Origin of the sequence: Shewanella youngdeokensis (assembly GCF_033180165.1) — a bacterium.
GTDB classification, from domain to species: Bacteria; Pseudomonadota; Gammaproteobacteria; order Enterobacterales; family Shewanellaceae; genus Shewanella; species Shewanella youngdeokensis.
Genome location: NZ_CP136522.1, coordinates 1,806,865 through 1,831,388 on the forward strand (window position 1 = coordinate 1,806,865; position 24,524 = coordinate 1,831,388).

The 24,524-nt window shown below is 41.0% G+C and carries 22 protein-coding genes; 11 read left to right on the plus strand and 11 right to left on the minus strand.

Annotation, left to right across the window (positions count from 1 at the left end; genetic code table 11):
• Positions 1-28 precede the first annotated feature (28 nt).
• Positions 29-718, minus strand: coding sequence for a PAQR family membrane homeostasis protein TrhA (gene trhA, locus RGE70_RS07785; RefSeq protein ID WP_310470921.1), 690 nt, complete (start codon positions 716-718; stop codon positions 29-31).
• Between the two features lie 377 nt (positions 719-1,095).
• On the opposite strand from trhA, the gene RGE70_RS07790 reads away from it, so the two are divergent.
• Positions 1,096-2,124, plus strand: coding sequence for a hypothetical protein (locus tag RGE70_RS07790; protein WP_310470922.1), 1,029 nt, complete (start codon positions 1,096-1,098; stop codon positions 2,122-2,124).
• A gap of 301 nt (positions 2,125-2,425) precedes the next feature.
• On the opposite strand, the gene RGE70_RS07795 is transcribed toward RGE70_RS07790, so the two are convergent.
• A complete protein-coding gene (locus tag RGE70_RS07795) occupies positions 2,426-2,794 on the minus strand; it encodes a response regulator (protein ID WP_310470923.1) in 369 nt (122 codons plus the stop codon).
• 348 nt (positions 2,795-3,142) lie between these two features.
• Here RGE70_RS07795 and RGE70_RS07800 point away from each other — a divergent pair, with 348 nt between their 5' ends.
• The gene (locus RGE70_RS07800; RefSeq protein ID WP_310470924.1) at positions 3,143-3,391 is read left to right on the plus strand and encodes a chemotaxis protein; all 249 of its coding nucleotides are present in this window, start codon (positions 3,143-3,145) and stop codon (positions 3,389-3,391) included.
• Positions 3,392-3,435: 44 nt separating this feature from the next.
• Here RGE70_RS07800 and RGE70_RS07805 read toward each other — a convergent pair whose 3' ends face one another.
• Genes RGE70_RS07805 through cmoA form a run of 8 tightly spaced genes read right to left on the minus strand, consistent with a single transcriptional unit; the run spans position 3,436 to position 12,054 of the window.
• Positions 3,436-4,332 (minus strand): LysR family transcriptional regulator, encoded by an 897-nt coding sequence (locus RGE70_RS07805; protein WP_310470925.1) that lies wholly within the window; start codon positions 4,330-4,332, stop codon positions 3,436-3,438.
• A gap of 22 nt (positions 4,333-4,354) precedes the next feature.
• A complete protein-coding gene (locus RGE70_RS07810; protein WP_310470926.1) occupies positions 4,355-5,440 on the minus strand; it encodes a DUF3541 domain-containing protein in 1,086 nt (361 codons plus the stop codon).
• Positions 5,385-7,127, minus strand: coding sequence for a M3 family metallopeptidase (locus RGE70_RS07815; protein ID WP_310470927.1), 1,743 nt, complete (start codon positions 7,125-7,127; stop codon positions 5,385-5,387). Before RGE70_RS07815 ends, RGE70_RS07810 begins: the two co-directional genes overlap by 56 nt.
• Complete coding sequence (locus RGE70_RS07820) at positions 7,087-8,037, minus strand: alpha-L-glutamate ligase-like protein (protein WP_310470928.1); 951 nt, start codon at positions 8,035-8,037, stop codon at positions 7,087-7,089. Before RGE70_RS07820 ends, RGE70_RS07815 begins: the two co-directional genes overlap by 41 nt.
• A gap of 1 nt (position 8,038) precedes the next feature.
• Entirely contained in the window at positions 8,039-9,544 is a 1,506-nt protein-coding gene (locus RGE70_RS07825; RefSeq protein WP_310470929.1) for an inactive transglutaminase family protein, read from the minus strand.
• A gap of 44 nt (positions 9,545-9,588) precedes the next feature.
• Positions 9,589-10,314, minus strand: coding sequence for a putative ATP-dependent zinc protease (locus tag RGE70_RS07830; RefSeq protein ID WP_310470930.1), 726 nt, complete (start codon positions 10,312-10,314; stop codon positions 9,589-9,591).
• Positions 10,315-10,333: 19 nt separating this feature from the next.
• Positions 10,334-11,326 (minus strand): tRNA 5-methoxyuridine(34)/uridine 5-oxyacetic acid(34) synthase CmoB, encoded by a 993-nt coding sequence (gene cmoB / locus RGE70_RS07835; protein WP_310470931.1) that lies wholly within the window; start codon positions 11,324-11,326, stop codon positions 10,334-10,336.
• The gene (gene cmoA, locus RGE70_RS07840) at positions 11,323-12,054 is read right to left on the minus strand and encodes a carboxy-S-adenosyl-L-methionine synthase CmoA (RefSeq protein WP_310470932.1); all 732 of its coding nucleotides are present in this window, start codon (positions 12,052-12,054) and stop codon (positions 11,323-11,325) included. Before cmoA ends, cmoB begins: the two co-directional genes overlap by 4 nt.
• 1,033 nt (positions 12,055-13,087) lie before the next feature.
• Here cmoA and aspS point away from each other — a divergent pair.
• The 5 genes from aspS to ruvB all read left to right on the plus strand — a co-directional run bounded on the left by aspS (position 13,088) and on the right by ruvB (position 17,882).
• A complete protein-coding gene (aspS, locus tag RGE70_RS07845; RefSeq protein WP_310470933.1) occupies positions 13,088-14,869 on the plus strand; it encodes an aspartate--tRNA ligase in 1,782 nt (593 codons plus the stop codon).
• A 107-nt stretch (positions 14,870-14,976) separates the two neighbouring features.
• Positions 14,977-15,720, plus strand: coding sequence for a YebC/PmpR family DNA-binding transcriptional regulator (locus RGE70_RS07850; protein ID WP_310470934.1), 744 nt, complete (start codon positions 14,977-14,979; stop codon positions 15,718-15,720).
• A 6-nt stretch (positions 15,721-15,726) separates the two neighbouring features.
• The gene (ruvC, locus tag RGE70_RS07855) at positions 15,727-16,248 is read left to right on the plus strand and encodes a crossover junction endodeoxyribonuclease RuvC (RefSeq protein ID WP_310470935.1); all 522 of its coding nucleotides are present in this window, start codon (positions 15,727-15,729) and stop codon (positions 16,246-16,248) included.
• Positions 16,245-16,862 (plus strand): Holliday junction branch migration protein RuvA, encoded by a 618-nt coding sequence (ruvA, locus tag RGE70_RS07860; protein ID WP_310470936.1) that lies wholly within the window; start codon positions 16,245-16,247, stop codon positions 16,860-16,862. The genes ruvC and ruvA overlap by 4 nt, the downstream gene beginning before the upstream one ends.
• 9 nt (positions 16,863-16,871) lie before the next feature.
• A complete protein-coding gene (gene ruvB / locus RGE70_RS07865; protein ID WP_310470937.1) occupies positions 16,872-17,882 on the plus strand; it encodes a Holliday junction branch migration DNA helicase RuvB in 1,011 nt (336 codons plus the stop codon).
• Between the two features lie 59 nt (positions 17,883-17,941).
• Here ruvB and RGE70_RS07870 read toward each other — a convergent pair whose 3' ends face one another.
• Positions 17,942-18,427, minus strand: a complete 486-nt coding sequence (locus tag RGE70_RS07870; RefSeq protein ID WP_310470938.1) for a hypothetical protein — start codon at positions 18,425-18,427, stop codon at positions 17,942-17,944.
• A gap of 514 nt (positions 18,428-18,941) precedes the next feature.
• Between RGE70_RS07870 and RGE70_RS07875 the strand changes: the two genes are divergently transcribed.
• From RGE70_RS07875 to RGE70_RS07890, 4 genes are all read left to right on the plus strand, one after another.
• The gene (locus tag RGE70_RS07875) at positions 18,942-19,415 is read left to right on the plus strand and encodes a hypothetical protein (protein WP_310470939.1); all 474 of its coding nucleotides are present in this window, start codon (positions 18,942-18,944) and stop codon (positions 19,413-19,415) included.
• 180 nt (positions 19,416-19,595) lie between these two features.
• A complete protein-coding gene (locus RGE70_RS07880) occupies positions 19,596-20,378 on the plus strand; it encodes a fimbrial biogenesis chaperone (protein WP_310470940.1) in 783 nt (260 codons plus the stop codon).
• 5 nt (positions 20,379-20,383) lie between these two features.
• The gene (locus tag RGE70_RS07885) at positions 20,384-23,401 is read left to right on the plus strand and encodes a carboxypeptidase regulatory-like domain-containing protein (RefSeq protein ID WP_310470941.1); all 3,018 of its coding nucleotides are present in this window, start codon (positions 20,384-20,386) and stop codon (positions 23,399-23,401) included.
• 79 nt (positions 23,402-23,480) lie between these two features.
• Positions 23,481-23,897, plus strand: a complete 417-nt coding sequence (locus RGE70_RS07890; protein WP_310470942.1) for a hypothetical protein — start codon at positions 23,481-23,483, stop codon at positions 23,895-23,897.
• Positions 23,898-24,524: the final 627 nt, after the last annotated feature.

Here is a 24,524-nt window from a genome sequence, read left to right on the forward strand (position 1 = left end):
CAACATTGCGCAGTTCAGTCGCGTTGAGTTAGATCACCGTTAAATAAACACAGAAAAAATGTGTTACCGCACCACCAAGTACAAATAAGTGCCAAATAGCGTGGTTATAAGGGATCCTTTTAGCGACGTAAAAAATGACGCCTAAGCTGTAAAATAAGCCACCTATCAGTAACAGGCTAAAGCCCAATTTAGACATAGAGGCTATCAGCTCTTGCATTACTGTGACACATAACCAACCCATAGCTAGGTAAAGTATTAAGCTAAATACTTTAAACCGGTTTATAAACAGTGTTTTAAATAAAATCCCGCCAAAGGCAATAAACCAGATTGCCATCAGTATGATATTTGCATTACCGTTGCCACTTTCCCCCGCTAATGTAATGAGCATGAGCGGGGTATAGCTACCGGCGATGAGTAAATAAATCGCACAATGGTCAGCAACCTTAAGTTTCAGTTTCAATGCTTGATCGGTCGCGCTGTGATAAAGCGTCGAACAAAGAAACAATAAAATGATACTGCTACAGTAAACGACAACGCCGCTCATCTGTATAAACGATAGATGATCATAGCCTTTAAGTATGCACATGACTAAACCGATAACACCTGCCACGACTCCTAAGCCGTGACTTAAGCTGTTTGCTAGCTCTTCTTTAACGCTATAGTTTGCGCCTTTGGTAACTAATGCATTTAAAGGCAAGGATGATTGTTGAGTTGACATAGGGTGTTAATGGCTTTTATTTTGACCAAGGTTAATGGCAGTGTATCAGCTTTAGTATTAAAAGCTATATTTTTAGCGTACACGTGTTAGCTAGAGTGTTTTGCCATGAGAATATTCTTTTTTCTAAATGATAAATGTTACAAACCGTCAGCTGCATATATGTTGAACTTTTGTAGTAAAGTGCTTTCTAAAATTTTGTATCCTGCTTTTTAATGGCGAATTTACCTATCTTCAAGCTGAATTTACGGAATATATTGAAGCAATATTGTGTGATGACAGCTAATTAGAGTGTTGTTTTTAACGTTTTTTATTTTACGTTAATGAGGTCTTCTAGTTGAGCTAGTAGCCCTTTATGGACTAAAGAGTTATTCATTGGAATGAGGCAAATTAACAGGGCTATAACACCATTTTTCAGTGTTATTTCAGGTGCTGTAAAAGGAACGGCTGCGTACGACTGTTTGGACAATCTGCAGTCAAATAATGAGTCTTTGGTCATCAAGGCTGATAAAAGCCTCAAGTTATCCTCTAATCAGCAATTACTAGCACCTTTATTTACGATTAACACCATTGCCCAATTAACCTCCACCGTTGATGAAAGCGTCGAAGTTGTTCACGGTGGGAAAAGAGAGACTAAAAGTGCGCTTTTTTCTCGTCGTGGTCTATTGTTGGTTGTTTTACTGCACGTGCTGCTTATCGGGAGCATTAATCAATTTGGGGGTCGGCTACCTTTAAAGGTTACAGCTGTTACCCCAATAAAAATTCAATCGTACTTGTATGTAGCGCCTAACAAGCGAGCACTAGAAGCTGTTGTTGATAGCACATCTAGATCAAAAATTAGTGATATTTCCATTTTTGAAGACAAACCCGTGGCCACTTTATCTGGTACAGATCTAAAGGTTGAAATTGATAAAACACTTGAGTCAAAGCCATCAACAAATGATGTATTGGAAGTCGCAGGGCTTAAAGTGGAGGCTCATAAGCTTATTGAGGCCAGTCAGAGGCGCGAAGGTGCTAACAATAAAACAGCTAATGCTATGGCATTTACCCGGTCATATCTACAACGTAAAAATGATGCTGCATTGGATACTCTGATTGTAGATAAAGCTAATGAATATACTGGCTATAGCTCAATAAGTGAGATAGACAATGATATGGTAGAATTGATTTTTCCTGAGGTTAATGAGTACAGTAAAATACCCATCACTGATCATCGTCTTGACCCCAATCGCATCGTCCGTCAAGGTGACACCTGCTATCGTATCGTTAAAACCCCGACACCCATAAATCCTTACGCAGAAAATATCGGGTTTCCATTTAACTGCGGTGGCGATAAAGTTCATGAAGCGATCAATGATGCCATCTCAGCTCGATTAGAAAAGAGAATGATCACTTCAAAGAAACATTAATTGGAATGATTTTTTTGCATGCATTATCTGTTTAACTAATTTTTGTATTAAAGGGTAAATGCATCTCTAAATTTGCAACGTATGCAGGATCTTGCGAACCAACGGATTATTAACAAATGGGTTTGTAGAAACTTCGTAATACTGTGGATAAAGCTGACAAGTGAAGCAATACAACAACGATTATATTATTGATTCGAGTTTTCTATCGGCAGTTGCACTTATTGATTGAGGCATAAACCTAGCACTTAATCTAAGCCCGTCTGGATCTATAATTAGTGGCTCATGATCGTTATTACTTGGGTCAAAATTTGAGGCATGAATTGATTTTTTGGTGAACATCATCAGGAACCAGTGGTTTAAAGATGTAATCATGGGCGCCGATCTTGATGGCGAGCTCTTGGTCAGAGTTTTCATTTAAACTACTTATCACTATTACAGGGATCTCGTAGGTTAATGGATTATCTTTTAGCTCTTTGAGGACTTGATAACCATTTTTTCCAGGCATCATAATATCTAGGAGTATGCAGTCAGGCTGTAAACTGGTGACCAATGCTTCTGCATTCATACCTGAGTTTATTGTGGTCACATTATAATCTTTACCCAATATCGACAACAGCAAAGCTGAGCTAACCGTTGAGTCATCCACAATTAGTATTTTGGGGGACGTCATAGTGTTATGCTCCTGTTCAGTAACAATTACATCGGGTTTAATTGGTGTTGAGTATTTAACCGTAGCATTTAAAAAACAAAGTGGCTATTTTACTCGTCATCAAAATTTGAGAAGCTCAGTTCACTTTCGCTGAAATAACGAGCCATAGTGGATTAAAATAACTCATGTTGATTGTAGTATGGATCAAGGGAATGTTTAGGTTGAATATGTGCTTAATCATAGGTACATCAACCTGTGATTTTTAAGAGTAGTTTATTGTTTAGAAACATGTTTTTGCAAATAAACCGCTGTACATTAATGATACAATATTCGATAATGTTAATCACATATTTAACCATTGGAAAGACTATGCAAATCCCTCCTAGTATTATCTCTGGTCATAATGGATTTCAAAGTGCACAAACTGATTTAACTCAGGCGACAGTTGATGTTGCAAGTTCGAGTCAGTCGGTGTCGGCAACGACCACAGCCAATTGTGGTGACAAGAGCCAAGCATTACTCAGTATGGTGCCATTAGTGAGCCAAGCTCAAGCTGCTGCGGACATTATTGATGCGACGTCAGAGACTATCGGATCGATTATTAATATTAAAGTGTAGTCAGCAATAAAAGCTCAAAGAATTTTTATTGCTGTAAATGGAGTTCAACTCGTAACTTTATGGTGCTTTTTAAATAATGATTCAATCAGCTGGCTCGCTGGGCCTTGTGTATCGCGATGAGGAACCACTAAACTGAGAGAAGCTTTGCGTTTTGATGCTCCTTTCAAATTAATCTTTTTCAATTCTCCTGCGTCAAGTGCCGCTTGAACAATGCCCGTTGGGATCCAGCAAAATCCAATTCCTCTTTTTAAAACTACCATTGCTTCATGAAAGTTTGACACCGTCCAGCGTTGTTCTGATTTAAGCCATCCTAGATCTGGTGTTATTTGGGTTGAGGTGTCCTTAATTACAACTTGTAAGTGTTGCGCAAGAACTTGGTCACCTTCAATAACATCGCTCTGGGCTAAAACATGTTCAGGATGACAAACGAGACTAAAATCAATATCGGTCAGGGGTTCTGCTAAATGTCCTTTGGGTGGGGAGCCTACACAGATGGCTATTTCAACCGCTTCGTTGCTTATAAGTTCAGATGTGCCGGCTAGCACGCTGTCTAATATAGTGACACGGGTTCCGCGGCTAACAGGGTGAAATTGACTGAGCACATCGACCAAATCATCCATTGGATAAACGATTTCGCGAGCGATAGTGATTGTTGGCTCCCAGCCAGTTTCTAGGTTGTTAGCAAGTAGCTCAAGTTCACTGACCGACTGTGTGATGTGGCGCGAACGCCTGAGAAGAACTTCTCCGCATTCGGTGAGGTAGGATTTACGCCCTCTAACTTCAAGTAGTTGCACACCTAATTGAAATTGCAGCTTAGCCACTGCATGGTTAAGTGAAGATTGACTCTTGTTTAGCATTTCTGCCGCTTGAGCATACCCTCCGTAATCGACAACTGCTTGTATAATACGCCACTGTTCTAGTGTAGATTTTGCTCTATCCATTGATTCTTGTTCGCTATTATTTTTATTTATTTTTTGCCTGAACTTGTTTGGGTAAGTACTTTTTAGTCTCTTCTAGCTCAGACAAGTAGGGGCCTTGATACAGTGTGTCGGGCCAATTGAGTAGCATCATCGCAAGCACGTTACGATGCTCCCCCATGACTAAGCTCGGGTTGCCTCGAGGTGAAGGGATCATTTGCTCTTGGTGGTTAAACGCAGTAATTATATGTTGCTGTGTTTTTGCTACCACAGGGTTATTTGCTTTATTTGCCAGTAAAAAACTTATCCCAACTTCTGCAATTATATCGTCGGTTGCATCGTTAAGGATCCGCTCTATGTTGCGCTCAAAATACCCTAAAATCCATTCAAACTCTTTGGCATCAACTGGTTGCTGATAATATTCACTCGCAGCAAAAATAAAATGTGTCATACCGTATAGCTTATTTCGGTACTGCTTTCTATTAAGTTTTGAGTCCCGTTTATCGGGGTAAACACTAGTAAATGCTTGTTTATAATCAGCTAAATAATCACCGACTCCAATCTGTCTAGCCCAATATACATAATTAATCAATTGTGCTGCCCATGATTCGATCATGGCTTGGTCAGTTAGGCCTTTTTTTAGGTCGATTTTTTGTAAAGTGTGAACCATAGACTGATGACAAGGTCCTGTAAGACCGAATTCGTTAATGCGACTTGCATAACGCAAAAGTAAGTCAGTATAAAAAATGAACTCCGGAAATGGCGCTAACGCTTTTTTTCTTGCTTTAGCTCTTGGTCCTGATCCTAGGGCGGCAATGGCTTTGTGTGCTTGCTGATTAACAAAATCGGTGTCGTTGAGGTTACAAGCGTAAAAGGCTTGAGCTTCTGTAACAGCATATAAATCGACAAGGGCTGCATTAGCATAGCGGTTTTCACCCGTCATTCTATATTGTCGGATCCCATAATGGCCTTGTATACGTGGCGGTAGCTCAAACAAGTGAGTTTCAAGCTTATTTTTTATCGCTTGGTAAACTTCTTCTTTAGCTGGTTGGCTGGCAGTTGGCGTGGCGGCGACGTTATTGACGTAAAAAAGTGCAACGACCAGACCGAAAGTCTTGAGCATCGAGGGCATGTTGGATCCTTGTTATTAATGGTATTGCATCAACTGGTTCACCGAGTAAACGCTTTAGTACCACCTGTAGAGTATCTGCGGGCTCGTTAACCACTAGAGTATTATATATATCTTGCTGATTTTTACAGTCTTTTGTCGACTGGTAGATATATCGAGCAAGGCTTTGCTGCCATACTTTTTGATAATAAAGTGGCCCTTGATAAACAATGGCGCTAAAGGTGAATGGCGCATCTTCACTATTTTGCCAATATTGCCCGAAGCTGTTGTAAAACATCTGCTTATATTTAATGTAGTCGGGTTGTTGTTGGTATAAGTCCAGTGCAACTTTGGCTCTGAATACGTTAAGTTGCTGGGAGTAAACGGTTAATATAGCTTCTCTAGAGCCGGTTTTTGGCTCATCGAGTAGCTTTTCAACGAGCCAATACTCTAGCCATAAACGGTCAATATCACGGGTGTCAGCGGTTTGCGCTAACGTATTAAGCAAATAAAAATGTTGTCCTTTACTGAGCCTAGTTATCGCTTCTGCTAACGCTGAGGTGGCTTGTTTTTGTTGTCGGTACTGCGTTAGTTTACTGGGTAAAGATAACTCCATTTGACCAAATTGCTGTCCGACAACAGTTTGCTTAATTGGTTTTAACGCAATTTTTTGGCTTTGTGATAGGTAAATGTCACCTAAAAGGCGTTGACGATGCCAAAGGCGGATGGACTTGTTATTTATCCATTCAAATTTTAACTCTAGAGTTTCTAGTACTTTGGCTGCATTTATAAGCCACTGATGCGCATTTAATGCTGTGACGCTAGAAGAGGGCGCTTTTGATAGTTGGTAGCCTAGGTTCCATGGGGCAATGCCAATGTTTTGGGTGCTGCTTTGTAGAAAGTGTTCAACGGCTGCAATTGAATTTAGCAGCTGACTATCAATGACAAAATCACTGTAATGGCTATATCCGGCTTGCTCTGCTTGTTGCTGGCGTAATGACAGAATCGTGTCGAGTGCCATTTTATTTTTTATTGCTGCCCGTGATTGATAGGCTTGCCAAACTCGTTGTCGACAGTGCTCACTAGGCTGTTTGATTAAATAGTTCGCCAAAGAGCCAATAAAGCTAGTCGCAGGTTCGTTGGTATTATCTGAACTTTGCAGTTGGCACTGTTTATCGACAATATTTAAACTTAATGCTTTTGAACTGACTTGCTGTTTGAAAGTGGCTTGCGCGGTATGCAGTTGCGCTTTAAAGGCCGCCGATTTTTTGTATTTAGCTAGCTGATTGATTCGGTTGAGTAATGCCTTTATAGAGGGTTCATTGTTGCTGGCAAAACTAAATTGCATAGCTTGAAATTCGTCGGAGTTTAAATAAAGGTGTAATTCATCCGCGAGGTAAAGCTGACACTGTAGGAGTAACTCTCTATCGGCGCTAGAAATTGGAAACAGACGATAATAGTTGATCCGGTCATTGATATTAAAAAAACCAATGAAGCCTCTTTCAAGCGCAATAGCGTTAGTATTGCTATCAGCACTGACAGCTGAAGTTGGAAAGCTGTAACGTAAACACTGTTCTACTAAAAGTGGCACTGGAGACACCGCTGCATATGCAGCGGTGTTAACCATGCTGGTGAGTAATATCACCAACCCAACGATATAGACTTTCAAGTTAACAATTAGCACTAAAGTGTTTTTTTGCGTACGCGACACGTTCTTCTACTGACATATTATGGTTTGTCATTTGCTCTATGTGACGTAGGCGAGGTAGGATCCCGTGACCATTTGCAATTTGGATTGCAAGACCTGGGCGCGCATTAAGCTCTAGCAATAAAGGGCCTTTAAATTTATCAAGTACCATATCGGTACCTAAATAGCCCAGCTCAGACATCTCGTAAGCTTGTGAAGCGGTGCGCAGCAAAGTGTCCCATTGTGGCACTTGTATTGCTGTGAGTTTCTTTTTTGTATCTGGGTGCAATTCTATTGGCTGATCAAATTGCACGGCATGTAGGCCCTTTCCGGTTGCAATATCAACTCCAACTCCGACGGCACCTTGGTGTAAATTGGCCTTGCCATCGGACGCTGCCGTTGATAAACGGATCATTCCCATGATGGGGAAGCCTTTAAACACGATCAAGCGGATATCGGGCACGCCTTCATAGGAATAGCCCTCAAATACCGGGTCAAATTGAATTAAACCTTCAATAATTGCAACGTCAGGATTCCCCCCCAATGAGAACAAACCACTAAGAACATTGGAAACATGACGATCCACTTCAGACGGAGTCACTTCTTGACCATTGGGTTTGAAATAACGGCCATTCTCTACTTTGGTAACAACCAAAATCCCTTTACCCCCAGAGCCTTTAGAAGGCTTGATGACAAAACCATCGGTTTTATTCACCATGGCAGGAATATCGCCAATTTCATGTTGTTCGCAAACGGTACCAATAAGATCTGGTACTGCAATTTTATTGGCCAAGGCTAACTGTTTTGTAGTGAGCTTATCATCAACGCGTTTATAATATTTACGTGGGTTATAGCGCCCAATATAATCAATATTACGCTTGTTCATTCCCAAGACACCACTAAGCTTTAATGCTGAAGGGGTTGCGAGAAACATATTATTCTCCAGCCAAAGGTTTAAAACGTTTCAACTCAAGCAAGCGGTAGCCAGTATATTGCCCCATGAGCAGTACCAGCGCTAAAATGACTAAGTGGATCCCAAGGAAATTAAATACCCAGTGTTGTACCCAAGTATTGCTCATCGCAAGGTAAGCTAACGTGGCAACAAATAGGCTTCCGCCACCTTGTAGGGCAACTTCTTTTGCGCCTTCTTCTTCCCATAAAATCGACATTCTTTCAATGGTCCAAGCGAGAATAATCATTGGGAAGAACGTAATGGTTAATCCTTCACTCAAGCCAAATTTATAAGATAAAAGCGTAAATAAACCAATAATCCCGATCACCACAATTATAACGGCTGAAATCCGTGAAATAAGTAACAAATTCAGCTGCGATAGGTATGAGCGGATCATTAAGCCAAACGCGACAATCAACAAGAAACCAATTAGGCCAGTAAACAATGTTGTTTGTATAAACGCTAAGGCAATTAACACCGGCATAAAAGTACCTGATGTTTTAATGCCAATTAACACTCGCAAAAATACTACCATCAGTACACCGATAGGGATCAGTAATATACCTTTAAATAGACTTTGTTCCTCGAGAGGTAATTGATACAAGGAAAAATCAAGCGCATTGTCATTTCGCATTACATCTAATGAGGTTGCTAGAGCTGAACGAGTATCTTGTAGCATTGAAAAGTTGACTTGAGAATTTACTCCGCCAATAACATCTAATACCGATTTACCTGAGCGTGCCCATAATAATAGATTTTCAGGCCGACCTTGGTTTCCGGTTGCAGGGTCAAAAAGGTGCCACTCGCCGTTATTATAAACTTCAACAAAAGTAGTTAGTTGTTGACGGCGACGTTGATCTTCTAAGAATAAGCCATTAACTTCTTGAGCTGGGATCCCTTTATTGTGCAGCACACGAGTAAACAATTTACTTGGCGAGTTACCGGCCAGTAGTAATTCGATATTTTGGCTACGGTCATTCGCGTTAAGCTCTTTATTTAATTGTTGAGCGAAAGAGAGGTTTGTGGCACTTTTTGACCATACTTCTTCAGTCACTTGCATTGCTGCAGCGCTTTCAGTTACTGGCCAGATATAAGGCTTAGGGATGTCGGGCTCACCTCGAGATAATATTTTATCTTGGCCTGTTGGTATTAAGGTGACTTTATAATATAGGTCTTGTTGTCCAGACGCTTCGCGTACAGACCATATTGCTCGACGATTAACCTGATTATTGGTTATGGTTAAGCCATAACCAGGAGAGGTGGCATTTTCGACTAAGACTTTATAAGCAGGATCTTCTGGTAACGAAAAAGAAACTTCAGCAGGTGCGTCGGTTCCTTGAAAACTCACCTTTGCGTCAACGGCCCAGCTTTGAACTTGTTTGCCAGGTAAAAAGGGAACGTTATGCTCAATACCACGGTAAATACTGGCTGTGATGCCCGCAATAAACAGCATGGCAACTAAAATATAAAACGGCTTTCTAGAATGCATTAATGGTTTTCCTAAAATTGAGAAGCAGGCGATGCATTATCGTCTTACTTCTTTCCGTGAATAAATGTTTCACCAACATCTACCACAGCAATGTCTTGCATAAATTTACGGCCCAATAACATGGGGTATTCTAAGTGGCTTCTGTCACTTAGGTTTAAGTCTGTTTCAGCTTTATATTGGCCGATTTCAAGGTGGGCATGAATAACCGGACGACGGTCAGTTTTATTATCGGCTTCTTTGATCCGGACAAAGCGTTCGACTTTAGACTCAAATGTTTGTGCTGGTTGCTCTGCTCCGTTAGTTAATACATCAAACCGCACCCATTGGGTACCATCTCTTTCAAACAAAATGATATTACGTGCATCGATTGATGATGACTCTGCGCCGGTGTCTATTCGGGTATTAAAACTGGCTTTTAGCTCGTCAACATAAACGTGCTCAATTGCACCTAGTATAAACTTACCATCAAGTGGTGAAGGTGGGCATTGCAAAGGCGCAACGACTGGCACTATTTCAACTTCTTGCGGTTTTGTATTCAATGTCTGCATTGTGTCATTAAGGCGGTCAATCTGACTTGCAAGCTGAGTAATGCCTGCAGTCTGTATACTTTTACAAGCGTCAATCGCATTAATAATACTGCTCTGTTGTTGGTTCAAGCTTGCTTGTAGCGTCGCTATATCAACAGGCTTAGGCTGGTTGTCTTCTTGTGTCGACGCGCAGCCGCTAAGTACTGTGGTAATGACGGCGATAAATATTGTCTGCTTTAACATAATGCTTCCCATTACTCGACTAAATTAAATCTTTGTTAGGTTGATTTTTAGTGGCAATTATTGTGGCTCTTTTGGGAGCTGGGTAACCTTCAACGGTTAGACTCATATCGTTAGGGTCTAAATAATCCACTAATGATTCATTGGGCATCCAACGGGTACTTCTTTGTTCGGCCAGTGACGTTACATCTAAATCAACACAGCGAATATTGATAAAGTCACTCTTTTTAAGCCACAACATAAGAGCTGCAACTGATGGTAAAAACCAAACATTGTTCATTTTGCCGTAGCGGTCTTGTGGCACCAAAACGGTATTTTCATCACCATCTATTACTAATGTTTCTAAAATGAGTTCACCACCAGAACGGAGCTGATCCCTTAATTGTATTAGGTGGTCAATCGGTGAGCGACGATGGTATAACACGCCCATTGAAAACACGGTATCAAAGGCATCAAGTGGAGGCAGCTCTTCAATCCCGAGTGGTAAAAAGTGGATCGGTTGGTTATTACCAGCGATGCGTTTAACCGCTTCAAATTGGCACATAAACATCGGAGAAGGATCAATGCCGACGACGTGTTTAGCACCTTCACCGAGCATTCTCCACATATGGTAACCACTGCCACAACCCACATCTAAGACGGTACGATTAGCAAGCGGAGAAATATGTGGAGAAACACGATCCCATTTCCAATCTGAACGCCATTCAGTGTCTATTTCAATACCATGAATGGAGTATGGACCTTTTCGCCAAGGTTTGAAGATCCCAAGTAAGTTTTCTAGCTTTTGTTTTTCACCTTCAGACAACTGCTCGCCTGAACCTATTGTGACACTGGATTTAAAATCAACAGTATCGGGGTCAGGGTAATTGAGCTTATTGAGTACTTTTTCCCATTTAGGTAAAGAGCCGTGCTTATGCTCACGTTGCCATTGGCCTAAAATAGCGGGCAAGGTTTCTAACCAGTGTTGAAGACTAGAATCGGAAATTTGTTTGTAAAATGAGCTAAAACTAATCACTTCATTGCCACCATTGATGCAAAATTAAAACACTGGAACCAAACACTAAATTGGTCAAAACCTTGGGCTCTTATTCGTTCTTCATGCTGTTGAAGCGTATCCGGTTTCATCACATTTTCGAGTGAGCTGCGTTTTTGGCTGATCTCTAACTCGCTGTAACCGTTAGCTCTTTTAAAATCGAGGTGTAAATCATCAAGCGTTGCTTGAATTCGATCTTGTTCAAAGTACAATTTTTCAGACAAGACCAAAATGCCACCAGGCAGTAGGCCGTCATAGATTTTTTTCAGTAAACGCTCTCTATGGACAGGTGCAAGAAACTGCATAGTGAAGTTAAGTATAACTATAGACGCTTGTTCTATTTCAATATCGCGGATATCACCACAAATTAATTTTACTGGGGTTTCACTAACATAAGCCGATAAATTTTGCTTACAGCGTTCAATCATCGACTCGCTGTTATCAACCGCAATAATTTGACAATTACGGCCTTCTAATCGGCGGCGAACATTTAACGTTACCGCCCCTAGAGAACAGCCTAAATCATAAATTTTACTGTTAGGCGTTGCGTTTTTATGGGCGAGATCGCCAATGGTATTGATAATTTGTCCGTAGCCAGGAACGGACCTACGGATCATGTCATTAAATACACCTGCGACTTTATCATCAAACTGAAAATCACTGACTTTTTGGTAAGGTTTTGCGTATATATTGTCTTGAGAAGATGTCATGAGAGCAAATAATTGGAAATTAACATCACATTCTAGCTAAACATCTCTATAACCAGCAAGTGGCGTACTGGATATTCAGCATAAAATTTAGTTTGATAGCATTATCGTAACAAAAAAGCACATGCAGCTTAGCTTTTATAAGGATTATAATTGAAATCTGGCGGTTGCATGATACCCGCAGTGATATTTTTTCTGCTTTGCTGTAATCGGTCAATTGTCACTGCTGCAGCAACTATGAAGCAGGCTTAGCTATTTCAGTATGTTGATGAAAGTGATACTGCTAACTTGTTATTAATTGATTTATGGCGAGAGAGGGTAAAACAAAATAAGCTTTAATTGAGTTTACAGCAGCTGCCTGGCGACAGCCGTTAAATAACGTACAGCTGTGTAGCTATGCATATGTTGGCATGGTAGTTTTGATTTTACACAATCCATAACCATCAACAATAGCCAGCATTATGTCACTTCACTTGATAAATGAGTCCTAAAAATTGGTACTGTATGTTTAAGTCATGGCGTTAAAGCAACGGTTAATTTTGGTGTATTGGTATTTTCTTGCGGCCTTGAGTTTTGCGCTATGGTGATTGAACATTGATGGTAAAATCCATTAACGAAGTATCACCACCAGTGGTAAAGCCCTCTAAATTGTGTCTGGTGTTTGGGTGGGGATGAGTTTATTGGGTTGGTCAATCTAGGCAGTTCAGTGTCTGGAGTCATCTACCGAAGCGTTTATCAATTTCGGTTTAAATACCCGCGAGGATCGGGCCCTGTTGATGGTCAAAAATTGATTTGTTACTTATGATTACGGGCCGAAAAATGTATTGTGTCAAAATACAGGTAGAAACCCGGCCAAAAATTCACTTTGGCACTAACATTCTGCTAAATCTATTCATTTTTTTCTAAAATTGGCTGATACTTAACCGACTAGTCGATTTGTTATTTGGAAAACGGCAATATATCTCTATAATGCCACTTTTGTCTTGTTTTGAACCAGATCCTCAAACATCGCTTTGCGGAATAAAGGAAGAGTTAAATGCGCAGTCATTATTGTGGAGACGTTAATAAGTCTCACGTTGGTCAAGAAGTAACCCTAGTGGGTTGGGTTAATCGTAGCCGAGATTTAGGCGGCGTTGTTTTTCTCGATCTGCGTGACAGAGAAGGCATAGTCCAAGTTGTTTATGATCCAGACCTTCCTGAAGTATTTGAAGTGGCAAGTACTTTGCGCAGTGAATTTTGTGTGCAAATTAAAGGGCAGGTCAGAGCGAGACCTGATAGCCAGATTAATCCGGATATGCGTACCGGTGAAGTTGAAATCTTAGGGCTAGAGCTGTCTATTTTTAACAGTTCTGCTCCATTGCCAATCAACATGGATAAAAACCAGCATAATACTGAAGAGCAGCGCTTAAAATACCGCTACTTAGATTTACGTCGTCCAGAGATGGCAGACCGTATTATATTCCGCTCTAAAGTGACTAGTGCTGTTAGACGTTTTCTTGATGGAAACGGCTTCTTAGATATTGAAACACCGATTTTAACTAAAGCCACACCTGAAGGGGCTCGTGACTACTTAGTACCAAGCCGTACTTACAAAGGTCAGTTTTTTGCGTTGCCTCAATCACCACAGTTATTTAAACAGCTGTTGATGATGTCTGGTTTTGATCGCTACTACCAAATCGTTAAGTGTTTCCGTGATGAAGATTTACGTGCTGACCGTCAGCCAGAATTTACTCAGATCGATATCGAAACCTCGTTTATGTCATCAGAGCAAGTGATGGCTAAAACAGAAGAAATGACTCGCGGCTTATTTAAAGAACTGTTGAATGTTGATTTAGGTGAATTTCCTAAAATGACCTTTGCAGAAGCCATGCGTCGTTACGGTTCTGATAAGCCAGATTTACGTAACCCGCTTGAATTGATTGACGTAGCTGACCTTGTTAAAGATGTTGAGTTTGCTGTCTTTAATGGTCCAGCCAATGATCCAGATGGCCGCGTAGCTGTATTAAGTATTCCTGATGGCGCTAAACTTTCACGTAAGCAGTTAGATGAGTACGCTAAGTACGCAACTATCTACGGTGCAAAAGGTTTAGCGTGGATGAAAGTGAAAGAACTGGCAAAAGGTATGGACGGGATCCAATCACCAGTCCTTAAGTTCTTAAGCGAAGACGTCGTTAATGCACTGCTTGAGCGCACTGGCGCTAAAGATGGCGACCTGATTTTATTCGGTGCCGATAAAGCAAACGTCGTTGCCGAAGCGATGGGCGCTTTACGTCTTAAAGCAGGTGAAGATTTTGACTTGTTACAAGGTGACTGGAAACCGCTTTGGGTTGTTGACTTCCCGATGTTTGAACGCACTTCTGATGGTGGTTTGCATGCAATGCATCACCCGTTCACTGCGCCAAGCAATATGACACCAGCAGAGTTAGAAGCTAATCCGACTGGTGCTATTTCAGACGCCTACGATATGGTACTCAATGGTTGTGAATTAGGTGGTGGTTCGGTTCGTATTCACAACAGTGAAATGCAGTCTGCAGTATTTAGAATTCTGGGTATTAGTGATGAAGAAGCTAACGAAAAGTTTGGCTTCTTACTTGAAGCTCTGCGCTATGGTACGCCGCCACATGCTGGTTTAGCCTTTGGTTTAGATCGCATCATCATGCTAATGACTGGTACAAGCTCTATTCGTGATGTAATGGCATTCCCTAAAACAACAACTGCAGCGTGTCCTTTGACAAACGCGCCGGGTTATGCAAATCCAGACCAGTTAGTTGAATTGGGTGTTCAGGTCATTGCGGATGACAATAAAGACGAACAATAAGCAAAACTAAAAAGAGCCGAGTTTAGACTCGGCTTTTTTTTCGAATATTTTTGGCAAAATCATCATTTAGAATGCATTTGCTTAAGACTCGATGGTAGGAGACAAAGATGGCTGGTCATAGTAAATGGGACAATATTAAGCACCGCAAAGCAGCGCAAGATGCTAAACGCGGTAAGCTTTTTACGAAGTTTATTCGAGAGTTAACCGTTGCTGCACGCGAAGGTGGTTCTGATCCTGATGCTAACCCAAGGTTACGTGCTGCCATTGATAAATCATTATCAAATAACATGACACGTGACACGGTAGAACGTGCAATTAAACGTGGGGCTGGTGAGTTAGATGGCCAAGTTCTAGAAACGATTATTTATGAAGGTTATGGCCCTGGTGGCACCGCGGTATTGGTTGAAACCATGACCGACAACAAAAACCGAACAGTTTCGGGCGTAAGAAACGCATTTAGTAAATCAGGTGGTAATTTAGGTACCGACGGTTCAGTTGCATATTTGTTTGATAAAAAAGGTATTATTTCTTATCAAGCCGTTGATGAAGATACGATTATGGATGCAGCACTTGAAGCGGGAGCAGATGATGTGATTGCCCATGATGATGGCTCTGTTGATGTATTTACCACACCAGAAGACTTTGGTGCAGTTAAAGATGCGTTAGACGCAACGGGGCTTGAAGCAGTTAATGCTGAAGTCACTATGGTGCCATCAACTAAAGCAGAACTTGATGCGAACACCGCGCCTAAATTTTTGCGTTTAATTGATAACCTTGAAGATCATGATGACGTACAAGAGGTATACCATAATGGTGATATTTCTGACGATGTCATGGCGGGGCTAGAATAAGCTTATATGGCCATAATTTTAGGGGTTGACCCTGGCTCTCGGATCACTGGCTACGGAGTGATCCAATGTGTTGGACGTAAACAAGTGTATGTGGGGAGTGGTTGCATTCGAACTAGCTCAGACGAATTACCGTTACGTTTAAAACAAATATTTGATGGAATATCGGAGATTATTAGGCAGTACCAGCCTGATGAGTTTGCCATAGAACGGGTGTTTATGGCTAAAAATGCTGATTCAGCACTTAAGCTGGGGCAAGCACGAGGCGCAGCCATTGTGGCGGCGACTGTCGCAAACTTACCGGTTGCTGAATACAGCGCCACTCAAATAAAAAGTGCTGTTGTAGGAACGGGAAAGGCTGATAAGTCTCAAGTTCAACATATGATCCAGCAATTACTAAAGCTGCCGAGTTCACCTCAAGCCGATGCGGCTGACGCATTAGGGGTTGCAGTATGTCATTATCATACTAATCAAAGCTTAGTTGCCATGGGCGGCAGGGCACGTTCAAGAACATACGGAAGATACAAATGATAGGTCGTATACGTGGTTTGCTTGTCGAAAAACAAGCGCCTGAAGTACTGATTGATGTTTCTGGTGTTGGCTATGAGATCCAAATGCCATTGACTAGTTTTTATGAGTTGCCTGAAATAGGTGGGGAAGCCGTTGTTTTTACCCATTTCGTTGTCAGAGAAGATGCACAGCTACTATATGGCTTTACCTCAAAGCAGGAGCGGGCTCTATTTAGACTACTGATCAAAACCAATGGGGTTGGACCTAAATTGGCATTGACGATTTTATCTGGTATGAACGCCAGCGAGTTTGTTGCCTGTGTCGAAAGGGATGATATCGCCACATTGGTGAAGTTGCCGGGAGTTGGTAAGAAAACCGCTGAACGTTTATTGGTAGAAATGCGCGATAAGCTCAAAAGCCTTATGGAAACATCTGCAGGTTCTGAAAGAGAATTTGTGCTGCAATCTAACTATACCGCACCTGTTATAGAGAACACCGCTGAAGAAGATGCAATTAGCGCTTTATTGTCGCTTGGGTTTAAACCCGCACAAGCTAGCAAAGCGGTTTCAGCAGTATATGTTGACGGTATAGATTCTGAATCGCTGATAAAATCAGCACTTAAGTCAATGCTTTAAGGGTTAAAGATGATTGAAGCTGATAGACTAATCCAGCCAGAAGCGATTGAACCGATAGAAGTGATTGATAGGGCGATGCGCCCTAAGTTGCTGGATGAATACACAGGTCAAGACGACACTCGAGCGCAGTTAAAAATCTTTATTGAAGCTGCACAAAAGCGTGGTGAAGCGTTAGATCATATGCTTATTTACGGCCCACCAGGTTTGGGTAAAACAACGTTGGCGATGATTGTGGCCAACGAAATGGGCGTTAACATCAAGTCTACTTCTGGACCGGTACTTGAAAAAGCCGGTGACTTAGCTGCACTATTGACTAACCTAGAAGAAAACGACGTGTTATTTATTGATGAAATTCATCGATTAAGCCCTGTTGTTGAAGAGATTTTGTATCCGGCGATGGAAGATTACCAACTCGATATTATGATTGGTGAGGGACCATCTGCACGCTCGATAAAGTTAGAGTTACCAGCATTTACCTTAGTAGGTGCCACGACCCGCGCAGGTGCGCTGACCTCTCCACTAAGAGCCCGTTTTGGCATACCATTAAGGTTAGAGTTCTATAACGTCAAAGATTTATCAACCATTGTTAAACGTTCAGCAACGGTGATGGGGCTAGAAATTGATGAACAAGGCGCTATTGAAATTGCCAAGCGCTCTCGTGGAACGCCAAGAATCGCTAACCGTTTATTACGCCGGGTGCGTGATTATGCTGAAGTGAAGCACAGTGGTAATGTGACTAAGCAAATAGCAGAGCAGGCACTTGATATGCTTGATGTTGATGCTGAAGGTTTTGATTACATGGATAGAAAACTGCTTTTGGCCATTATCGACAAGTTTATGGGCGGGCCTGTTGGGCTTGATAACCTAGCAGCGGCGATTGGCGAAGAGCGTGAAACTATTGAAGATGTGCTTGAGCCTTTTTTAATTCAGCAAGGCTTTATTCAGCGTACTCCTAGAGGCCGTATTGCCACTCAGCGTGCTTATACTCATTTCAATTTAATTCAGCCTGAAGCTAAGTAACGGCTGTAAATTAGTCGTCAGCAATATTTAAAACTCACCATAGAAGAGCTTTTGTAATGTCATTGCTCTTCTATTGTGAGTGTATATTGTGGATACTTTTCACCTGTTGTCGCTCTTTTGGCTGCAACCACCTTGGCACCTATCTCGATTAATTCGCCTTCAATCCCTGGATTTTCTAACTGTACCGTTGGAAAGCTCTTATAGGTTTTGTTTTTATATCTAACACGTAATGTTTTTAATTTTATCTTGTTCTCATTTCCGAGCTGGATAAGTTCGATGGTGATTGGTCGATTAGTATTAGAGGTTATTAGATATTTACCTTGGTAGTAGTCGTTGTTTAATACCACAGAATTTGTCGCCCCTCCTAATTGACCTTTCCAATTGACTAACACGGTTGTTGATTTATCAATGTTCTTGATCGCGGCAGGGTATTTAAGCGGTTGCAATTCTGTAATCGTAATAGCGGCATAACTATCACATGAAATAGCCAGACCAATATAGAGTATGTAAAAAAATACTAGTTTTAACTTGATAAACTTAAGCATGTTTCCCCTTAATAAAGACATTACCTACATAAAACTAACCACTAACCTTGCCGTATATTAACAGCTTAAAAATGCTCGTCGCTATTTAATAAAATACGGTGGTATCGACTAAAGATGTAACGTTATTACTGGTTGATAGACTAAATGATTAGTTTTTTACGTTATATGATATCTTTTTTGGTTATATTCTAGGCTAAATCATATTCAACATAACCAGGAGTTCGAGCTTCATTTTTTAATCAACATAGGTGTTCACGTCGGCTAGATAACTTTATGTGATTGATATAACTGATTTATAGCTTATTAACTAACTTTATCAGAATGCTCCAAAGTAAGCTTATCTTGCTTTCTTATACCTAAGATAAATAGGCTGTAATTTATTTAGGCCGTCTATTGCTAAATGTTGCGAAGTTGTTATCTTGTGTTGCGAGGTTAACTAAAAGCATAGTTAAACAAGTGCTTAGGCTCGACATAAAATCAATTATAATTACAGTACAACTTTGGGAACAGCATCATGAAAAACAAAATTCTAGTTTCATCTTTACTCGCATCATCTCTTTTACTGACAGCTCAAGCTCACGCAGTTGACGCTACCGGTACGGCTTATTTTAATTTGGTTGCTCCAATTACCGTTGCTAAAAATGCAGATCTAAACCTTGGTGATATTGATATAGCTACCGATGGTAATTGTCAGATTGATGCAGCAGGTAATGAAACAGGTACAAACTGCTTAGCTACCGGTACCACACGTGCAGTTGGTACTTTTGATATTACAGGCCTTGATGCTGGTGCCCCAACAATTAGTGTATCTGGTGCAGATACAAGTGTTGCTGGTGTAACTTTCACACCGTTGTTACCTGCTACAGCCTTAACGATTGATGGTAGCGGTAATGCAACTGTGAGCATCGGTGGCAATGTTGCAGTTGTCGCAGCAAGCACTGTTGCTGGCGCTAAACAGATTGATTACACGGTATCTGTGACTTACTAGTCTATAGCATCGGTTAATCAACTAAATAGAACAATAAACTTAATCTTGCTGGTTGTTTATTGTTCTATTTCTTTACGTTATTATTCAATAACACCAAAACTTATAACTGAAGTGTAAGCTCGAAGTAAGCTAAATCAAAAAACAATAATGAGGTTAACCTCACCATTAGCTGGGCGTATTATGAAGAAATTTTTTGTTTGCGGTTTTGCCGCACTGTTATCTTTCCAATCTTTTGCCAATTTGTTAGTTAACCCTACTCGTGTTGAACTCGATAATCTTAAAAATCGTAGCGCTGTATTTACTTTGATGAATCGAAGTGAAAATACGGCAAGATACAATATATATTTTGAAGATAAAGAAATGCTAGATTCGGGTGAGTTTATTTCGTTAGATAATGACCGAGCATTATTTTCACTGTCTGATTATGTCCGTTACTCGCCTCGAAGACTTAATATAGAACCTGAACAAGCCGTAAAGGTGAGGTTGGCAGCAAGGTTGCCTAAAAGTATCGAAAAAGGTGAGTACCGCAGTTATATAGTGTTTCATCAGATCCCTTTAGCGCCGGTAAAATCAGAAACTGATGCCGATGCGTCTGAGCCTTTTAGCCTTTCTATCAGTGCTTATTTAAAAGTTTCTGTGCCTGTGATCTTAAGAGTCGGAGAATTAGATACAAATCTACGTATTCTAGACACCAATATTGATGCTGGGCAGCATGCTATTCAAGTTACCATCGGCCGTGACGGTGAACGTAGTAGTTACGGTGATGTTGAAATCGTTGATGCTGCAACAGGGCGTATCGTCGGGGGCTCTAAAAATGTCGCAATTTATACTGAGCTTGAACAACGTACCTTTTCAGTCCCTATTACTGAACAATTGGCGGCCAATACGCAGTTAATTGTCCGGTACACTGAGAACGATAAGTTGAATAAGGCTAAAACGGTTGAGGTAGGTATAGCGCTTTAATTTTTGTGAATATTAAACTGGGTATTTTACATGTTTGTCGCGGGCTAGTTTTAGCCGCGATTTTTGTAGTTACATTGATTAATTCGACACTGGTTAATATTGAACATGACGAGTCATTGCAACAGCGTCCATTACCGATAATAGAACCAGCAATTATACTAAAAGAGCGTGTTACTGCACCTGATCCAATACCAGCGCAAGCAGTCAAGACAAGCTATGATTCAGACAAACCAGCTTCTAGTGAGGCTATCGATCCCGCAAAGAGTAGCAAAGCAACCAGTGCTCAAAACCACCTTCATCTTGTGAACCCAACAGCAAGCCTGATTAATTATAGTTATTCGGCCAGCAAGGTTGAAGAGCGCCATCGCACTGATCCACTATCAAATCTAGAAGTACCAGAAAAGTTGTCAGCACCTGCCAGCATTAGTGCAATGTCAACAGCCACCGTAAAGCTGAATGCTTCAACGGCTTTAGCCGTTGCGCCTCCCGTTGCCGAAGCTAAGGTTGGCAGTCTTGAGGAGCTATCACGCCCTGTAGCGGCAACTTGCAATCGTAATATTACTCGCTCTTATCAACTCCAATCGGTTAATGAAGAACACTTCATCATTACTCAACTCGCCTATGCGGATATGTTATTAAGCGATGAGATGTTTGTTTATCATTTTAAAAACCAATATTACATTCCATTAGAATTTATTGTGGAGCAGTTATTATTGCCAATTCAACTTGATATGGAGTCTAAAAGTGCCCATGGCTGGTTTTTATCTGAACAGAGACAGATCAACATTAGTCAAAAGCTAATGCAGTACTGGACTAATAATGAAGATTGCAGAAATGATAATACCGCAGTGTTCTTTGATGACTGGGATATTTACATTGACGCGCAAGTGCTGTCGCAGATGTTTGGCCTGAATATTTCATTTGATTCAGCGAGACAAAAATATTCAATTGATGAGTCAGATAATATCCCGCTCAGCCAACTTATTGCACGGCAGAAACGATTTGACAAATTTAATGCTCAAAAGGCAAACCTTAATAGCGGTCCATTTAAGGTGATTACACCCCAATACAGCAACTTGGGTGATTTAGCGCTGAATATGGATTTAGGACTTAAATCGAGAACGTTTGATAACCATAACACCGTGGATGTAAATGGTTCTGCTCAGGCGAGAATTGATGTGCTGGGCCACAGCAGTTATGTCTCTTATTCTTGGTCTGATTATGATCGGAGTTTAATGGGATATGTTGACAAAAAATTTGCCGAGGGTTGGGTAAATCAATATCGGTTTGGCAATATCTCGTCTCATAATCTTGGGTTGGTATCTGAGTCGAGTTCAGGGCTGGGGGCTTGGTTTAGCGCTGGGGCCGAATTTACCAATGATCTGAGGCATATCGTGATCGAAGGAGAAGTCGAGCCAGGTTGGGATGTCGAACTTTATCGTAATAACGGTCTAATTGATGTGCAACGTGTTAAAGCCGATGGCATTTACCGATTTAACCAAGTCCCTTATTACTTGGGTCTAAATCAGTATCAATTACGCTTATATGGGCCAAATGGAGAAATTAAGACAGAATCATTTAGTAAATTGCTAGATACATCCGTAATGGAGCAAGGTGAGATTGGAGTTAGTGCGGGGATAATGTCTCGAGAGCAAGATGATCTTCAGCAATACTATACCGACATAAACTGGGCCGTACTCGATAACCTAACTGCGGGCGTTGCATTGATTCAGCAACAAGATTCCGATGAAAACTGGCAGTTCTTTCCCAAATTGTCAGTAAGTGTATTGGGCGGATCAGAACTGATCCAACTTAACTATGTGCACAGCAACCGTGGTCACGCAGCAAGTGTTGAGATCCAAGGGCGTTTGGAAGCACTTGATTGGCAGGCGCAGTGGCAAAACTATCATCAATTTAACTCTTGGGACAACGCTGATGGGCGCATTAAGCAGCAAATAGATGCGAGTTTAAGTGGTTATGTTGATGGCAAAGGTCTGAATTGGGGCGTCGTTACCAGTTGGAAAGACTACCAAAATGGTAATGAAGAAAGCCAAGTTAACTTTAATCTTTCAGGGCAAATGTCGGTGATCAACTGGAGTAACGATCTGCGTTGGTCAGCCTTGAGCCAGCAACAACGCTGGACCGAACGATTTGCCATTTCTGGTAGACTTGGTAAGTGGTCACTGCGTAGCTACGTTGAGTTAGATCTAGAGCCAGAGTTAGAGTTTAAGCAGTGGATCGCTAATATGAACGCGGCCATTAATGACGTGGCAAATTACCAGTTAGAGTTACGCTATCGGCCTAACGCAAAGGGCGAATTTAGTACTCGTAATTCGTTATCCTATTTATTTGATTATGGCACTCTGCGCCTTGCACTTGATAATGAAAGCTCGGGTGACTGGATGGCGCAGTTACGTTGGAATAGTGGTTTGTTGTGGGAGAGCGACAGTCAACGTTGGCTCGTTGATCGCATGAGCTTTATTAATACTGGTAGTGTAAAAATTATCGCATTTCAAGATGATAACGCTAACGGACTGTTTGATCCTGACGAGCTACCGTTAGCAGGGCTACAGTTTTCTGGCCATCGAAATGATAAAGATAAAACTGATGATGCAGGTGAAATACTCATTACCCAACTGCAAACTAGCCGTAGCCATAAATTGGCGTTGCAAGAGCGAAGCTTGCCAGATCCTTTTTTAGTGCCTGCCGCCAGTATCATTAGTGTTAATGCACACTCTGGTTATATTCAACCTATTTTGTTTCCAGTGATGTTTACTGCTGAAATTGAAGGTTATGTAATAAAAAATGATAAAGGTAATAGGCGAACAGCAAAAGGCGTAGAGGTTACGCTTCAATCAATTAATGGCACCGAACAATACTATACTCGCGTGGAGTATGACGGGGTGTTTATATTGGAGCAAATTGTCCCTGACAAATATGAACTGTGGATCGACAACACATTGTATGAAGTGATCGATCTCAAACCTGGCGCCTTTATTCAGCTAGATGAAATCGTACTTTAGCTTAGCCTGCTATTGGCTCGCTCATTAAACCGCGACTATACTCCGTCTTTATTCACTTGTGAAATATTTTTGAATCCCTATGCTACTAACTACTGTGTTAGCCACCACTATTGGCCAAGCCAATTTTAACCTTGTTTTACCCGTCAACATTTCGCAAGTGAGCGCTATCCAAATGGGTGAGATCTATAACCAACAGCACGGAACCTGTAAACTAACAACAATGGGTAGAATAGGCGATGCATGTGCTGAGTCGGTTTCAACCTTAGGTAAAATTAGTCTGCAAGGTAGTAAAGGCTCACCGGTACAAATTAATGTAAAGTCCGCTACAAACGGCTATGTGCAATTTACGCCTATATTATCCAATGGCAGTCAAACGTTATCTATCACGCTTAATGATGATACAGCTGTTTATGTCGGTGGAGAGTTAAAGGTATTGTCGACAAATAAAACCGGCCATATGGACATCGATTATGTGGTTGAGATTAATTACCAATAATATTATTTATCAATGAAAAAAGCGGCGTTTTCACAAGGTCGCTTTTTTAATTCATTTTTTTAACCTCGACTTGCCTGATCCTCTCCTCATTTCGTTAACAACTCTTCTACTGCTAATTAAGCTAACCTGAAAGTTAATGTGAAAAGCAAAAAATTAATATTCTTTATCTATCACGCAATTGCCCTTAATTTTACCGCTGCCTTGTGGCTCAGCCTACAGCGCTCATTGAGGCATATTGTCGTTTTGGAAGAGCAGAGTTAGAAGAGCAAGTAGCAATCAAAGTATGTATGTAACGTTAACCTTAAATGAAGTTTTGCAGTGCTATAAAGTATACAGTTGTGGGTATTAATATGGTGGTTGCGTATGAAAGTGGGTGATTATTGAGGAAAACTGCGTACTTATTCTGTGGGTTGAGATGAATTATTTGTTGGGCTAATGCGTGGTTTGTTGAGCTTAGTTTGCTGTGGTTGGCGCAGGGCTAGGTTTATGTTGCGAATTTTAACATTTAAAGGTGTATCTTCTGTTTGATAAATATACAGTAAAACTGACAGATAACCGCAAATTAACGAATTAAACATGCACAAACTAGAAAGGTTGATGCGTAAAAAATGTCTTTTACTAAAAAAT

What these genes read in the sequence shown, in the direction of transcription:
- RGE70_RS07875 (WP_310470939.1), top strand. Translation starts at nt 18,942, where the DNA reads ATGAAAAACAAAATTCTAGTTTCATCTTTACTCGCATCATCTCTTTTA.
- RGE70_RS07890 (WP_310470942.1), top strand. Translation starts at nt 23,481, where the DNA reads ATGCTACTAACTACTGTGTTAGCCACCACTATTGGCCAAGCCAATTTT.
- aspS (WP_310470933.1), top strand. Translation starts at nt 13,088, where the DNA reads ATGCGCAGTCATTATTGTGGAGACGTTAATAAGTCTCACGTTGGTCAA.
- RGE70_RS07825 (WP_310470929.1), bottom strand. Translation starts at nt 9,544, where the DNA reads ATGCATTCTAGAAAGCCGTTTTATATTTTAGTTGCCATGCTGTTTATT.
- trhA (WP_310470921.1), bottom strand. Translation starts at nt 718, where the DNA reads ATGTCAACTCAACAATCATCCTTGCCTTTAAATGCATTAGTTACCAAA.
- cmoA (WP_310470932.1), bottom strand. Translation starts at nt 12,054, where the DNA reads ATGACATCTTCTCAAGACAATATATACGCAAAACCTTACCAAAAAGTC.
- RGE70_RS07850 (WP_310470934.1), top strand. Translation starts at nt 14,977, where the DNA reads ATGGCTGGTCATAGTAAATGGGACAATATTAAGCACCGCAAAGCAGCG.
- ruvB (WP_310470937.1), top strand. Translation starts at nt 16,872, where the DNA reads ATGATTGAAGCTGATAGACTAATCCAGCCAGAAGCGATTGAACCGATA.
- ruvA (WP_310470936.1), top strand. Translation starts at nt 16,245, where the DNA reads ATGATAGGTCGTATACGTGGTTTGCTTGTCGAAAAACAAGCGCCTGAA.
- RGE70_RS07820 (WP_310470928.1), bottom strand. Translation starts at nt 8,037, where the DNA reads ATGTTTCTCGCAACCCCTTCAGCATTAAAGCTTAGTGGTGTCTTGGGA.
- RGE70_RS07790 (WP_310470922.1), top strand. Translation starts at nt 1,096, where the DNA reads ATGAGGCAAATTAACAGGGCTATAACACCATTTTTCAGTGTTATTTCA.
- RGE70_RS07830 (WP_310470930.1), bottom strand. Translation starts at nt 10,314, where the DNA reads ATGTTAAAGCAGACAATATTTATCGCCGTCATTACCACAGTACTTAGC.
- RGE70_RS07870 (WP_310470938.1), bottom strand. Translation starts at nt 18,427, where the DNA reads ATGCTTAAGTTTATCAAGTTAAAACTAGTATTTTTTTACATACTCTAT.
- RGE70_RS07800 (WP_310470924.1), top strand. Translation starts at nt 3,143, where the DNA reads ATGCAAATCCCTCCTAGTATTATCTCTGGTCATAATGGATTTCAAAGT.
- RGE70_RS07795 (WP_310470923.1), bottom strand. Translation starts at nt 2,794, where the DNA reads ATGACGTCCCCCAAAATACTAATTGTGGATGACTCAACGGTTAGCTCA.
- ruvC (WP_310470935.1), top strand. Translation starts at nt 15,727, where the DNA reads ATGGCCATAATTTTAGGGGTTGACCCTGGCTCTCGGATCACTGGCTAC.
- RGE70_RS07805 (WP_310470925.1), bottom strand. Translation starts at nt 4,332, where the DNA reads ATGGATAGAGCAAAATCTACACTAGAACAGTGGCGTATTATACAAGCA.
- RGE70_RS07880 (WP_310470940.1), top strand. Translation starts at nt 19,596, where the DNA reads ATGAAGAAATTTTTTGTTTGCGGTTTTGCCGCACTGTTATCTTTCCAA.
- RGE70_RS07810 (WP_310470926.1), bottom strand. Translation starts at nt 5,440, where the DNA reads ATGCCCTCGATGCTCAAGACTTTCGGTCTGGTCGTTGCACTTTTTTAC.